This window comes from Thermus hydrothermalis (assembly GCF_022760925.1).
GTDB lineage: Bacteria > Deinococcota > Deinococci > Deinococcales > Thermaceae > Thermus > Thermus hydrothermalis.
On sequence record NZ_JAKTNT010000004.1, the window covers coordinates 115,530 to 128,152 of the forward strand.

At 69.0% G+C, this 12,623-nt stretch carries 11 protein-coding genes; 8 read left to right on the forward strand and 3 right to left on the reverse strand.

Going from position 1 to position 12,623, the window contains the following annotated elements:
• Positions 1 to 73: 73 nt before the first annotated feature.
• Genes L0C60_RS03870 through L0C60_RS03900 form a run of 7 tightly spaced genes read left to right on the forward strand, consistent with a single transcriptional unit; the run spans position 74 to position 6,810 of the window.
• A complete protein-coding gene (locus L0C60_RS03870; protein ID WP_234503400.1) occupies positions 74 to 679 on the forward strand; it encodes a biotin transporter BioY in 606 nt (201 codons plus the stop codon).
• Complete coding sequence (locus tag L0C60_RS03875; RefSeq protein ID WP_234503398.1) at positions 680 to 1,387, forward strand: carbon-nitrogen hydrolase family protein; 708 nt, start codon at positions 680 to 682, stop codon at positions 1,385 to 1,387.
• Position 1,388: 1 nt separating this feature from the next.
• Positions 1,389 to 1,823, forward strand: a complete 435-nt coding sequence (gene smpB, locus L0C60_RS03880; RefSeq protein WP_071677982.1) for an SsrA-binding protein SmpB — start codon at positions 1,389 to 1,391, stop codon at positions 1,821 to 1,823.
• Positions 1,820 to 2,968 (forward strand): N-acetylmuramoyl-L-alanine amidase, encoded by a 1,149-nt coding sequence (locus L0C60_RS03885; RefSeq protein WP_234503396.1) that lies wholly within the window; start codon positions 1,820 to 1,822, stop codon positions 2,966 to 2,968. The genes smpB and L0C60_RS03885 overlap by 4 nt, the downstream gene beginning before the upstream one ends.
• A gap of 2 nt (positions 2,969 to 2,970) precedes the next feature.
• Positions 2,971 to 3,468, forward strand: a complete 498-nt coding sequence (locus tag L0C60_RS03890) for a GerMN domain-containing protein (RefSeq protein WP_234503394.1) — start codon at positions 2,971 to 2,973, stop codon at positions 3,466 to 3,468.
• Positions 3,465 to 6,494: an AAA family ATPase gene (locus tag L0C60_RS03895; RefSeq protein WP_234503392.1), complete on the forward strand. Its 3,030-nt coding sequence runs from the start codon at positions 3,465 to 3,467 to the stop codon at positions 6,492 to 6,494. The genes L0C60_RS03890 and L0C60_RS03895 overlap by 4 nt, the downstream gene beginning before the upstream one ends.
• Positions 6,484 to 6,810 carry a nucleoside triphosphate pyrophosphohydrolase family protein gene (locus L0C60_RS03900; protein ID WP_234503390.1) on the forward strand — a complete coding sequence of 109 codons (327 nt, stop codon included), beginning with the start codon at positions 6,484 to 6,486 and terminating at the stop codon, positions 6,808 to 6,810. Before L0C60_RS03895 ends, L0C60_RS03900 begins: the two co-directional genes overlap by 11 nt.
• A 165-nt stretch (positions 6,811 to 6,975) precedes the next feature.
• Here the strand turns inward: L0C60_RS03900 and L0C60_RS03905 are convergent, their stop codons facing one another.
• Both L0C60_RS03905 and L0C60_RS03910 read right to left on the reverse strand, forming a co-directional pair.
• Positions 6,976 to 7,224: a TFIIB-type zinc ribbon-containing protein gene (locus L0C60_RS03905; RefSeq protein WP_071677824.1), complete on the reverse strand. Its 249-nt coding sequence runs from the start codon at positions 7,222 to 7,224 to the stop codon at positions 6,976 to 6,978.
• Entirely contained in the window at positions 7,225 to 7,905 is a 681-nt protein-coding gene (locus tag L0C60_RS03910; protein WP_234503388.1) for a zinc metallopeptidase, read from the reverse strand.
• 253 nt (positions 7,906 to 8,158) lie between these two features.
• Here L0C60_RS03910 and L0C60_RS03915 point away from each other — a divergent pair, with 253 nt between their 5' ends.
• Positions 8,159 to 9,016: a sulfurtransferase gene (locus tag L0C60_RS03915; RefSeq protein WP_234503387.1), complete on the forward strand. Its 858-nt coding sequence runs from the start codon at positions 8,159 to 8,161 to the stop codon at positions 9,014 to 9,016.
• A 30-nt stretch (positions 9,017 to 9,046) separates the two neighbouring features.
• Here the strand turns inward: L0C60_RS03915 and metH are convergent, their stop codons facing one another.
• Positions 9,047 to 12,601 carry a methionine synthase gene (metH, locus tag L0C60_RS03920; protein ID WP_234503385.1) on the reverse strand — a complete coding sequence of 1,185 codons (3,555 nt, stop codon included), beginning with the start codon at positions 12,599 to 12,601 and terminating at the stop codon, positions 9,047 to 9,049.
• Positions 12,602 to 12,623 lie beyond the last annotated feature (22 nt).

Here is a 12,623-nt window from a genome sequence, read left to right on the forward strand (position 1 = left end):
TCCTTAAGCCTCCCGGCCCACACCTTTAAGGCCTTGACATGTAAACCGCCAAGCAATAACTTGGTTGACGACTATGAAGACGGAAGCCCTGAGTTACACCCCCTTGGCCAAGACCCTTTGGCCCAAGCGCACCTTGGCCCGCGACCTAAGCCTGGTCCTGGCGGGAAGCCTCTTCGTGGCCCTCACCGCCCAGGTGGCCATCCCCCTCCCCTTCACCCCGGTGCCCATCACCCTCCAGACCCTGGGCCTCCTCCTGGTGGGGGCGGCCCTGGGGAGCCGGCTCGGTTTCCTAGCCCTCCTGGCCTACCTCCTGGAGGGGGCCATGGGGCTTCCCGTCTTCGCCGGGGGCACGGGCGGGGTGGCCAAAATCCTCGGGCCCACGGGGGGGTTCCTCCTCGCCTTCCCCCTGGCGGCGGGGCTCGCGGGGCTCTTGGTGGAGCGGTTCGGCCTGGACCGCACTTTCCTCGGCACCCTTCTCGCCATGCTCGCCGGCAACGCCCTCCTCTACCTGGTGGGCCTCCCCTGGCTTGGGGCCTGGCTCATGGGGGTGGGCAAGTTCACGGGGATAGGGGGGCTCTTGGCCATGGGGCTTTTCCCCTTCATCCCCGGCGACCTGGTGAAGGCGGTGCTCGCCGCCCTCCTTCTGCCCACGGCCTGGCGCTTCCTGGGCCGGCGGTAGATGCGCCTCGCCCTGGCCCACCTCGCCAGGCGGGATAGCCCGAAAGCGCTCCTTAGGGCCCTCCGCCCCCTGGCCCAAGAGGCGCGGGCCGAGGGGGCGGGGCTTTTGCTCCTTCCCGAGCTCCTCCTGGGCAAGCGGGAAGCGCCGGACCTGCCCCAGGCCCTGGAGGAGCTGGCGGGGGAAGAGGGCCTAAAGGTGGCGGCGGGCCTCCTCCTGGAAGGGGAAAACCGCCTCCAGGTCTTTCCCCACGGCCCCGCCTACGCCAAGGTCCACCTCTACCTGACGGAGGAGGAAGAGGGGGACATGGGGCTCCGCCCAGGGGAGGGTCCCGTACCCCTCGTCCACGGGGGCCGCACCTTCGGCCTCGCCCTCTGCTACGACCTGGACTTCCCCGAGCTCTTCCGGGCCTACGCCCTCGAGGGCGCCCAGGGCTTTCTGGTGGGGGCTGCCTGGCCCGGGGCCTACGCCGAGCTCATGGAGGTCCTGGCCCGGGCCCGGGCGGCGGAGAACCAGGCCTACCTCCTCCTGGCGAGCCGGGCGGACACGGGAAGCCCAAGCCTCTTCGTGGGCCCCGACGGCCGGGTCCTCGGGCGGAGGGAGGAAGAGGGCCTTCTCCTTGCCGAGCCGGACTGGGGGTTCCTCGAGGCCTACCGGGCCCGGTATCCCCTCCTGAAGCACCGCCGGGAAGGGGCCTACCGCCTCTGGTAAGATAGCCCCTGTGCTGGAGAACCGCCGGGCGCGGCACGACTACGAGATCCTGGAGACCTACGAGGCGGGCCTGGTCCTCAAGGGGACGGAGGTGAAGTCCCTGAGGGCGGGGAAGGTGGACTTCACCGGGAGCTTCGCCAAGTTTGAGGATGGGGAGCTTTATTTGGAAAATCTCTACATAGCCCCGTACGAAAAGGGCTCCTACACCAACGTGGACCCCCGCCGCAAGCGCAAGCTCCTCCTCCACCGCCACGAGCTCAACCGCCTGCGGGGCAAGGTGGAGCAGAAGGGGCTCACCCTGGTCCCCCTCAAGATCTACTTCAACGAGCGGGGCTACGCCAAGGTCCTCCTGGGCCTCGCCCGGGGCAAGAAGGCCTACCAGAAGAAGGAAGACGATAAGAAGAAGGCGGTGCGCCGCGCCCTGGAGGAGCTATGAGGCTTTGGGCCCTGGTCCTCTTCGCCGCCTTGGCCTTCGCCCAGGCCCCCAAGCCCCTAAGGGTGGGCGGCCTCACGGGGGAGGCCCTCTACCCTGGGGGGCGGGGGGTGGCCTACGGGCCCGCCCGCCTGGTGGCCCAGGGCCTGGGGCTTGCCCTTTGGCAGGGGGAAGGCCGCCTGGCCCTGGGCCTAGGGAGCCGGCAGAAGGTCTTCCCCATCCTGGACCAGGAGGCCCAGGCCGTCTCCCGCCTGGCCGCCTGGCGGCGGGGGGGCGAGGTCTACGTGCCCCTCCGCCCCCTGGCCGAGGCCCTCGGCCTCACCTACCGGGCCCAGGAGGGCATTCTCCTGGACCTGCCTTGGGCGGAGCTCCAGGGCGTGGACCAGGGCCATGGCCGCATGGTCTTCCGCTTTTCCCGAGAGGTGAACGCCCGCCTCCAGGAGGGCGGGGTCCTCTTCCTCCTCGCCAAGGGGGAGGGAGCGGGGCTAAGGCAGGAACCCTTAGGGCTCTTCCTGCCCCTTAGCGCTCCCCCCGACCGCCTCTACTACCCGGGGGGAGGCCAGGTGGCCCTGGAGTGGGGGCCCTTGCCCAGGGCCAAGCCCCTGGTCCTCCTGGACCCCGGGCACGGGGGCGAGGACCGGGGGGTAGACCTCGGGGGGCTCCCGGAAAAGGACCTCACCCTGGACCTGGCCCGCCGGGTGGCGGCCCGCCTCCCGGGAAGCCGCCTCACCCGGACCCGGGACCAAAGCCTGCCCCTCGAGGCCCGCATGGCCCAGGCGCAAGGGGCAGCGGTCTTCTTATCCCTGCACGCCATCCGGGGAAGCGCCCTCAACCTCTACCTGCCCAAGGAGCGCTCCCTAGCCCTGGCCCAAAACGCCGAAAGCCTCCTCGCCACCGCCCCCGCCGAGGAGCGGGCCCTCCTCAAAACCTACGCCGGGGATCCCAGGCGTCTTGCCGCCGCCCTGGAACGGTCCTTTTCCACCTTGGGCCTGGTCCTGGCGCGGGCGGAGGGGCCCTATGCCCTCACGGACCTGCCGGGGGCGGCGGTCCTCTTGGAAGTCGGCGTAGAGCGCCTCAAAAACCCGCAAGACCGGGAGGCCCTGGCCGAGGCCATCGCCCGGGGCATCCAAGCCTACCTGGAGGAATGAGCGTGCGCGGGTTATTTACCTTTTGGAACGTGCTCGGCCTCCTCATCTTCGCCCTGGGGGCCTTCGTCTACTGGAAAAGCGCCGGGAAAGAGGCCACGGGGGCCTTGCCCCTGCCCTCGGAAGGCGAGGCCAAGGCGAACGCCCTCGTCCTGGTCCTCCACCGCCCCGACCCACCCCGGGGCTTCCTGAAGGAAACGGAAACCCTCACCCTCGCCCCCGGGGAAAGCCCCGAGGGCCGGGCCCTCGCCGCCTGGGCCGAGGCCACCCAGTCCCCCAGGCCCAGGGCCCTCTTCCGCACGGGCAAAACGTTGGTGGTGGACCTGCCCGCCAACTTCGCCCAAGGGCTGGACGCCACCGGGGAGGCCTTCCGGCTCTATAGCCTGGCCTACACCCTCCTCGCCACCTTTCCCGAGGCGGAGGAGGTGCGCTTTCTGGTGGAGGGGAAGCCCACCCCCGGCCTGGCCCACCTGGACCTGCAAAAACCCATCCGCCTGCCATGAGCGAAGCCTGGCGCATTGACCGCTTGACGCTTCAAGGGTTTAAGTCCTTCGCCGAGCGCACCACCCTGGACTTCCCCGACCCCGTCACGGGGATCATCGGCCCGAACGGCTCGGGCAAGAGCAACCTGGTGGAGGCCTTGCGCTTCGTCACCGGGGCCCGGGCCCACGAGCTAAGAGGCCAGGAGCTCGCCGCCTTCCTCTTCCACGGGGCGGAGGGCCGCCCCCCCTTGGGCTACGCCGAGGTACGGCTGGAGCTTTCCCGGGGGAAGGAGCGCCTGGTGGTGGAAAGGCGGCTTGAGGGGGAGCGCACCTTCCTCAAGGTGAACGGCCGCCCGGCCAGCGCCAAGGCCTTGGCCCTCGCCCTGGCGGGCACCGGCCTGGGCCGGGGGGGGTACGCCATCGTGGGCCAAGGGGAGATCGGGGCCCTGCTGGAAGCCCCCGAGGAGGTGCTCCTCGCCCACCTGGAGGAGGCCGCCGGGCTCAGGCCCGTGGCGGAGGCGGCCAAGATGGCGGAGGAGCGGCTTAAGGAGGCCTCTGCCCTTCTAAAAGAGCGGGAGGAGGCCTTGGGGCGCCTAAAGGCGGAGGCCAGCCGGCTCCAAGGGGAAGCGGAAAGGGCGGCCCGGGCCCGGGCCTTGGACCTGGAGGCGCTGAGGCTTCGGCGAAGCCTCCTCCTGGCCCGCATGGAGGAGGCGGAGGCGGAGATGGCCAAGGCCCGGGCCCGCCTCGAGGACCTGGCAAAGGAGGAAGCCCTCCTCAAGGAGGCGCAACGGGCCCTCAAGGAGCGCCAAGAAGCCCTCCGCGCCGAGGAGGAAACCCTGCGGCGCCGGCTAGAGGAGGTGCGCCTCCTCCTCAAGGAACGGGAGGGGCTTCAGGCGGAAGAGCGGGAGCTTTCCCGGGTCCTCAAGGCCCTGGACCGGCCGCCCCCGGAGGACCCTGGACCCCCCATCCCCGCCCCGCCGGTGGAGGCGAAGGAGGTCCGGGCCCGCCTCGCCCGGCTGAAGGCGGAGGAGGCCAAGCTCCTTGCGGAAAGGCGCCGCCTGGAGGAAGCTTGGCGCCGCTACGAGGCCGAAGCCGCCCGCCACGAGGAGCGCCTACGCCAGTACCAAGAAGCCCTGGCGGAACGGGAGCGCCTCCAGGCGGAGCTTGCCGAAAAGGAAGCGGCCCTGGCCAGGCTTGAGGAAGCTTGGGAAAAAAGGAAGTCCCTGGAAGCCCAGCTAGAAGAGGCCAAGGCCCAGCTCAAGGCCGCTTCCCGGGAGCGGGAACGCCTAAGCCGCCTTCTGGAGGCGGGGATGGACCTGCACGAGGGCCCCAAGCGGGTGCGGGGGCTAAGGGGGATCCTGGGGGTGGTGGCGGACCTGGTGCGGCCCGAGCCCGGGCTGGAAGTGGCCCTGGAGGTGGCCCTAGGCCCCAGGCTCCAGTGGGTCCTGGCCCAGGACGAGGAGGCGGCCAAGGCGGCCATCGCCCTCCTCAAGCGGGAAGGGGGGCGGGCCACCTTCCTGCCCCTCACCCTCCTCCACCCACCCCCCGCCCCCAACCCCAAGCCCGCCCCCGGGCTCCTCGGCCCCGCCTACCGCCTGGCCTCCTTGCGCGCCCCCGGGCTTCCCGCCGAGGCCATCCTCCTCGCCCTTTTGGGGGATACCCTGGTCTTCGCCGACCTGGAGGCCGCCCTGGCCTACCGCCGCGCCGGGGGCCGGGAGCGGCTCGTGACCCGGGAAGGCGAGGTGCTGGAGCGCCTCGGGGCCCTCACCGGGGGGCGGGTCAAGGGGGGCGGGGAAACCCTCCTCCTGCGCCGCCGCCTCGAGGACCTGGCCGAGGAGGAAACCCGGCTTCGGGAACGCATCCACGCCCTAGAGGAGGCCCTTAAGCCCCTCCCCCCCGCCCAGGCCTTCGCCGAGGCCAAGGCCAAGGTGGCGGCCCTCCAGGCCAGGCTCAAGGCCCCCCTTCCCCCAGCCCCCAAGCCCCCCACCCCGCCCGAGGCCGCCTGGGACGAGGGGAAGCTCAAGGCCTTGGCGGAGGAGCGGCAGGCCCTGGAGGGGCTCTTGGCCCAGGCGGAGGCCCACGCCCGCTGGCGCCTCCTGGCCGAGGCCCACGCCGCCTGGCAGAAAGCAGCGGAGGAAGCGGCCCGGGTAAGGGAACGCCTCGCCGAGCTCAAGGAGCGCCTCGAGGCCACCCTTCCCCTCCTGGAGGAGGCCAAGGTCCTGGAAGCCCAGCTATCCAAGCTCCGGCAGGAGCGCCAAGCCCTGCAGGAGCAGGAGGCCCGCACCCTCACCCAGGCCAACACCCTCCTGGCCGAACGGGAAAGCCTCCGCCTCCTCCTGGCAAGGCGGGAAGCCACCTTGGAGGAGCTATCCCGGGAACTCGCCCCCCTACCCGAGGCGGAGAGGATACCGGGCTCCCCAAGAGCGCTCCAAGCCCGTCTAGCCCAGGTCCTCAAGGAGCGGGAAAGCCTGGGCCCCGTGAACGCCCTGGCCGAAAGGGAGCTAGCGCCCCTCCTGGAGGAACTCGCCCTGCGGGAGCGGGAGGTGGCGGAGGCCAAGGAAGCCCTTTTGCGCCTGGAGGCGGAAACCCAAGCCGTGGAAAGGGCCTACGCCGAGCGCCTCAAGGAAAGCTTCCTCCGCTTCCAGGAGGCTTTCCGCACCCAGGCCCTGGCCCTCCTGGGGGCCCAGGCGGAGGTGAGGCGGGAGGGCCGGGGGCTAAAGCTCCTCCTGGTGCCCCAGGGCAAGCGCACCCAGGACCTCCGCCTCCTTTCCCTGGGGGAGAAAACCCTCGGCGCCTTGGCCTTCCTCTTCGCCCTGGGGGAGCTCCAAGGGGGGCTTCCCCTGGCGGTGTTGGACGAGGTGGACGCCGCCCTGGACGAGGCCAACCTCCTCCGCTTCGCCCGGTTTTTGGCCTCGGGGCGCCAGTTCATCCTCGTCACCCACCAAAAGCGCACCATGGAAGCCTGCCACGCCCTCTACGGCGTCACCTCGGACAGGGGCGTGAGCCGGGTGTACGCCATCCGCAAGGAGGTGGCCCATGACCTTTGACGCGTACCAGGAAGAGGCCAAGAAGACCGCCCTCTACCCCGAGGCCTACCGCCTCCTCTACCCCACCCTGGGCCTGGCGGGGGAGGCGGGGGAACTGGCCAACAAGGTGAAGAAGGTCCTCCGCGACCACGGGGGCAGGCTTACCCCCGAGATCCGGGAAGCCCTCTTGCAGGAGCTTGGGGACGTACTCTGGTACGTGGCCCAGGTGGCCACGGACCTGGAGGTGCGCCTCGAGGCGGTGGCCCAGGCCAACCTGGAGAAGCTCCGCTCCCGCAAGGCGCGTGGGAAGCTTTCGGGGTCTGGGGATAATCGCTAACGAGAGTTGCTTGCACAATTACGTCAAGCCCCCCGCCACCTGGGACGAACTCAACGCCGATGAGGCTAGGAAGGACGCGTACGCCGAATACCGCCGCTGGTACCTGCGCCTGAAGCGGGCGGACTAAGGGAAACCCCCTGGGGTAAGGACCCAGGGGGTGTTCCCTCAGTCAAAAAGGTCAAAGAATTCCAAGAAGCCTTTCTTTTTCTTGTAGGGTTTGCCCTCCTTGCGGTAGTAGGCCTCCCGCTCCTCCTCGTAGGCCCTCTCCACCGCCCGGGCCTCGGCGAGGAGCTTTTCCAGCTCCCCCCGGTCCAACCACACCCCCCCGCACTGGGGGCAGACGTCTATGAGCACCCCCCGGCGCTCCACCTCCTTCATGCCCACGCCGCACTGGGGGCAGAGGAGAAGGGGCATCTACTCCTCCCTCCGCCCCATGAGGAGGCTGGCGTAGTAGAGGATGGTGGCCAGGGAGCTGGCCAGGGCCGCCACGTAGGTCAGGGCCGCCCAGGTGAGCACCTGCCGCGCCGGGCCCATCTCCCGGGCGTCCAGGAAGCCCATGCGCTTCAGGAAGTCCAGGGCCCTCCGGGAGGCGTCAAACTCCACGGGCAGGGTGATGAGCTGGAAGAAGGCCACCGCCAGGTAGAGGTAAAGCCCGAGCTTCGCCAAGCCCAAGGCCCCCACCATGAGCCCGAGCACCACCAGGATGGGCCCCAGGTTGCTCCCGAGGCTCGCCGCGGGCCAAAGGCTTGCCCGCACCCTGAGCCAAGCGTAGCCCTGGGCGTCCTGCACCGCATGCCCCACCTCGTGGGCCGCCACCGCCAAAGCGGCGAGGCTTGGCGAAGCGTAGTTGGGCTCGGATAGCCGCACCGCCTTGGCGTGCGGGTCATAGTGGTCCGTCAAGGCCCCGGGCACCGGTTCCACCCGCACGTGGGTGAGCCCGTGTGCGTCCAGGATGGCCCGGGCCACCTGGGCCCCGGTGAGCCCCCGGGCGTTGGCCACCCGGCTGAAGCGGGCGAAGGTGGCCTGCAGACCCCCTTGAATGGCCAGGCTAGCCACGAAAACCACGGCCATGAGCGCGATCGCCAGTAAGTCCATGCTTCACCTCCTTGCGGGACGTAGCAAAAACCGAGGCCACCTTTTAGGTGGTCTCGCCATGCGCCTAAAGCGCCCCAGCCGACCGGGGAAACCTCCCGTACTGACGACCGGCTGGCCCCCGAATGGGGGCGGCTACTCCCCGCAGGTACCTTTATACCAGACCCCGCCCTGGGGAACAAGGAGGTTATGGGAATTGTGTCCCCTGTTCTTTGCATTCAGACACTCAAGGGTATATTGGGAGCGGGAGGTGCCTATGGGATACGCGCATCCGGAGGTTCTGGTCAGCACCCAATGGGTGCAGGAGCACTTGGAGGACCCTGGGGTACGGATCCTCGAGGTGGACGAGGACATCCTCCTCTACGAGACGGGCCACATCCCAGGGGCCCAGAAGATTGACTGGCAGAGGGACTTCTGGGACCCGGTGGTGCGGGACTTCATCAGCGAGGAAGGGTTTGCCCAGCTCATGGAAAGGCTCGGCATCTCCAACGACACCACCGTGGTCCTCTACGGCGACAAGAACAACTGGTGGGCCGCCTACGCCTTCTGGTTCTTCAAGTACAACGGGCACAAGGACGTGCGCCTCATGAATGGGGGACGGCAGAAGTGGGTAGAAGAGGGCCGGCCCCTCACCACCGAGGTCCCGAGCTACCCCCCGGGCCGCTACGAGGTCCCCTACCGGGACGAGTCCATCCGCGCCTACCGGGACGACGTCTTGGAGCACATCCTCAAGGTCAAGGAGGGGAAGGGGGCCTTGGTGGACGTGCGGAGCCCCGAGGAGTACCGGGGCGAGCTCACCCACATGCCCAACTACCCGCAGGAAGGGGCCCTGCGCGCCGGGCACATCCCCGGGGCCAAGAACATCCCCTGGGCCAAGGCGGTGAACCCCGACGGGACCTTCAAAAGCGCTGAGGAGCTAAAGGCCCTCTACGAGCCCTTGGGCATCACCAAGGACAAGGACGTGGTGGTCTACTGCCGCATCGCCGAGCGCTCCAGCCACTCTTGGTTTGTCCTCAAGTACCTCCTGGGCTACCCCCACGTGAAGAACTACGACGGCTCCTGGACGGAGTGGGGCAACCTGGTGGGGGTACCCATCGCCAAAGGGGAGGAGTAAGGGGAGGCCCCGGGGCATCCCGGGGCCTTTTCAGTCCACGCTGAAATAGCGGGCCTCGGGGTGGTGGACCACCAGGGCGCTGGTGGCGTGCTCGGGATCCAGTTGGAAGTTTTCCGTGAGCCGCACGCCGATGCGGGCAAAGCCCATAAGCCGGTCCAGCTTGGCCTGGTCCGAGAGGTCGGGACAGGCGGGGTAGCCGAAGGAGTAGCGGGCCCCCTGGTAGCCCTGCTGGAAGAGCTTCTGGATCTCCGTGGCGTCCTGGCCGGCGATGCCCCACATCTGCCGCATGCGCTTGTGCCAGTACTCCGCCAAGGCCTCCGTCATCTCCACGGCGAAGCCGTGGACGAAGAGGTAGTCCTGGTACGCCCCCCCTTCAAAGAGGGCCCGCGCCTTCTTGCCAGGCTCCTCCCCCATGGTGACGAGCTGCACCCCAAGCACATCCCGGGCCCCTTCGCTGAAGGCGGGAAGCCACGCCTCCTCGTCTCCTAGGGGCGGGGCGTAGCGGGGGCGGAAGTAGTCCACGAGGCTCAGGCCCCCGCCCCGTTGCCGGGGAAAGCGGAAGCGCTCCAAAACCTCCCCCGTTTCCGGGGAATAGACCCAAAGCTCCTCCCCCTCCCGGGCCACGGGGAAGAAGCCATAGAGCACCCTGGGCCGAAGCCACCCTTCCTCCCGCGCCTCCTTGAGGAGGCGGCGGAACACGGGCTCCGCCTCCCGCTCCACCAAGGCCCGCCACTCCTCCCGGCTCATGCCCTTTCGGCTATACCCCCACTGCCCCCGGTAAAGGGCGAGCTTGTTCACGTAGTGGGCGATGGTGGCCAGGTCCAGGTTCTCCTCCACCCGCACCCCGAAGAAGGGGGGGCGGGGGATGGCGGGGGGCTCGCCCACGGGCTTGGGGCGGGCCTCCACTTTGGGCGCCTCCCGCTTGGGGCGGGCCGGAGCCTTCCGGGTGAGCTCGGGAGGAGCGTGGCCCGTGAGCTCCTCCATGAGCTTCAGGCCCTCAAAGGCATCCTCCGCGTAGTAGACGTTGGGGTAGATGGCCCGAAGCTCCTCCTCCACGAAGCTCCGGGTAAGGGCCGCCCCGCCCAGGATGACGGGGAGGGTATACCCCCTATCCCGCATGTACTCCAGGTTTTCCTTCATCACCTGGGTGCTCTTCACCAAGAGGCCCGACATGCCCACGGCGTGGGGCTTGTGCTCCTCCACCGCCCTTAGGATCTCCTCAATGGGCACCTTGATGCCCAGGTTCACCACCTGGTAGCCGTTGTTGGTGAGGATGATGTCCACCAGGTTCTTGCCGATATCGTGCACGTCCCCCTTCACCGTGGCCAGGACCATCCGGCCCTTGCCCGCACCCCGCTTTTCCATGTGGGGCTCCAGGTGGGCCACGGCCCTTTTCATCACCTCGGCGGCCTGGAGGACGAAGGGAAGCTGCATCCTTCCCGCCCCAAAGAGCTCCCCCACCTCCTTCATGCCCGCAAGGAGGGGGCCGTTGATGAGGTCCAAGGGCTTATGCCCTTGCCTTAGGGCCTCGTCCAAGTCGGCCTCGAGGCCCACCTTCCTCCCCTCCACCACCCGCCGCTTGAGCCTTTCCAAGAGGGGCAGGGCCTGGAAAAGGTCCTCCTTTTGGGCCAAGTCCTCCTGGTGGGCCTCAAAGTAGGCCATGAAGGCCATGAGGGGGTCGTACCCTTCCCTCCTTCGGTCGTGGATGAGGTCCAGGGCCAAGGCGTAGGCCTCCTCGGGGATCTGGGCGATGGGGAGGATCTTCCCCGCATCCACGATGGCGGCGGTGAGGCCCCGCTTCCTGGCCTCGTCCAGGAAGACGGAGTTGAGGACCCGCCTGGCCCTGGGCTTTAGGCCGAAGGACACGTTGGAAACCCCCAGGATGAACCCCACCCCGGGAAGCCGCTCCCTTAGCTCCTCCATGGCCAAAAGGGTCTCCTTGGCCAGGGGGCGGCTCTCCTCGTCCCCTTGGGTGATGGGGAAGGTGAGGAGGTCAAAGAGGAGGTCCTCCGGGCGGAAGCCGTGGTGCTCCGTGAGCCGCTCGTACATGCGCAAGGCCACCCGGACCTTCTCCTCCCGGGTCTTGGCCATGCCCTTCTCGTCAATGGCCAGGACCACCAGGGCCGCCCCGTGGGCCTTGGCCAAGGAGGCCACCCGGTCAAACCGCTCCAGGCCGTCCTCCAGGTTGGCGGAGTTCAGGAGGACCCGGCCCGGCAGGTACTTGAGGGCGAGCTCCATGGCCTCGGGGGAGGTGGAGTCCACCATAATAGGCACGGTGACGGCGGTGGCGAGGCCTGGGAGAAGCCAGTTGAGGTCGGCAAGCTCGTCCCGCCCCGTCCAGGCCACGGAGAGGTCCAGGGCGTGGGCCCCCTCCGCCACCTGCTCCCGGGCCAGGGCCAGGATGCCCTCGAGGTCCTTGGCGAAAAGCATCTCCCGGAAGCGCTTGCTCCCCGTGGCGTTCAAGCGCTCCCCCACCAGGAAAAGGCTCGTCTCCTGCCGGAGGGGCACCGCCTGGTAGAGGGAGGCCACCTGGGGCGGGAAGGCCTTGGGCCTCTCCCTGACGGGAACCCCCTGGACCGCCTCCGCCACCTTGCGGATGTGCTCGGGCCCCGTGCCGCAACACCCCCCCACGGCGTTCACCCCGTACTCCAGGACGAACTTGCGGTGCCACCGGGCGAGCTCCTCGGGGGTGAGGTCGTAGACCACCTTCCCCCCTTCGTTCCGCGGCAGGCCGGCGTTGGGCAGGCAGGCCACGAAGCGGGTGCTGTTCTGGGCGAAGTAGCGCACCTTGCTGTCCATGAGGTCGGGGCCCGTGGCGCAGTTCATGCCCACCACGTCCACGGGCAGGCTCTCCAAAGCGGCCAAGGCCGCCTGCTCGTCCGTGCCCACCAGGAGGGTGCCCGTGGCCTCAAAGGTCACCTGGACCTGCAGGGGCACCTCCCGCTTTACCTCGGCCATGGCCTCCCGCGCCGCCAGGACGGCGCAGCGCACCTGGAGGATGTCCTGGGCGGTTTCCAAAAGGATGAGGTCTACCCCGCCCCGGAGTAGCCCCCGCACCGCCTCCTTGTAGGCGGCGAAGAGCTCGTCCCAGGAGATCTGGCCCAAGGAGATGAGCTTGGTCCCTGGGCCCAGGGCCCCCGCCACGAAGGCCCCGTAGGGCTCCGCCACCTCCCTGGCCAGCTTGGCCCCAAGGTAGGCGAGGGCCTCCGCCTCCTCCCCGAGCCCGTACTCCGCCAGCACGTGCCGCAAGGCCCCAAAGGTGTTGGTTTCAATCACCTCGGCCCCGGCCTCGAGGTAGGACCGGTGGACCTCCTGCACCACCTCGGGCCGGGTGCGGTTGAGCACCTCGGGGCAGCCGAAGTACGCCTCCCCCCCGTAGTCCTCGGGGGTGAGGTCCCTCTTTTGCAGCTCGGTGCCCATGGCCCCGTCAAAGACCAGGGGGCGCTCCAGAAGGGCCTTTAGGTAGGGGAACTTCTTGGCCCGGGCCTCCTTGTTGTAGCCCAGGCGCACCAAAGGGGCATCCCCCCACCCCGCCCCCCCCAGGTGGTGGCGGCAACCGGGACTGCAGGTGTGGACCTCCACCATATCCCGCTAGTGTAGCCAAAAG

Excerpts from the sequence above, each read along its gene's own strand:
- L0C60_RS03895 (WP_234503392.1), top strand. The coding sequence starts at position 3,465 with ATGAGCGAAGCCTGGCGCATTGACCGCTTGACGCTTCAAGGGTTTAAG.
- L0C60_RS03900 (WP_234503390.1), top strand. The coding sequence starts at position 6,484 with ATGACCTTTGACGCGTACCAGGAAGAGGCCAAGAAGACCGCCCTCTAC.
- L0C60_RS03910 (WP_234503388.1), bottom strand. The coding sequence starts at position 7,905 with ATGGACTTACTGGCGATCGCGCTCATGGCCGTGGTTTTCGTGGCTAGC.
- L0C60_RS03915 (WP_234503387.1), top strand. The coding sequence starts at position 8,159 with ATGGGATACGCGCATCCGGAGGTTCTGGTCAGCACCCAATGGGTGCAG.
- metH (WP_234503385.1), bottom strand. The coding sequence starts at position 12,601 with ATGGTGGAGGTCCACACCTGCAGTCCCGGTTGCCGCCACCACCTGGGG.
- L0C60_RS03870 (WP_234503400.1), top strand. The coding sequence starts at position 74 with ATGAAGACGGAAGCCCTGAGTTACACCCCCTTGGCCAAGACCCTTTGG.
- L0C60_RS03875 (WP_234503398.1), top strand. The coding sequence starts at position 680 with ATGCGCCTCGCCCTGGCCCACCTCGCCAGGCGGGATAGCCCGAAAGCG.
- L0C60_RS03905 (WP_071677824.1), bottom strand. The coding sequence starts at position 7,224 with ATGCCCCTTCTCCTCTGCCCCCAGTGCGGCGTGGGCATGAAGGAGGTG.
- L0C60_RS03885 (WP_234503396.1), top strand. The coding sequence starts at position 1,820 with ATGAGGCTTTGGGCCCTGGTCCTCTTCGCCGCCTTGGCCTTCGCCCAG.